The following is a 296-nucleotide window of genomic DNA, read 5'->3' on the forward strand; positions in this document are numbered from 1 at the left end:
CATAATATTGACATAATAGCTTTGGTCTTTGAGCTGTGAAACGAGTTCGTCGTCTGGATTAGCGCGGTCTTCACCAAATACGTGATCAGCTAGAGGTAGCATGCCGTAAAGAAAAACCACAGTAAACCAAAGCCAAAGGCCATAACCGGTTTCAACGGCAGCATAAGCGGAGGCTAAAGGAATCATTGGCGTAAGGATAGAGAGTAAGTACCAGTAGCGTTTGCTACGGATCCATGCGCCAGTTTGCTGAGGGTAAACGGTAGTGTTCATAATACGCTCTCTTGTTTTTCTTATAG

The 296-nt window shown here is 44.6% G+C and carries 1 pseudogene; it reads right to left on the bottom strand.

Annotated features, from left to right (window positions below):
- Positions 1–270, bottom strand: a pseudogene (locus A3735_RS08995) (hypothetical protein); the annotation flags it as partial.
- Positions 271–296: the final 26 nt, after the last annotated feature.

The organism is Oleiphilus sp. HI0061, from assembly GCF_001635675.1.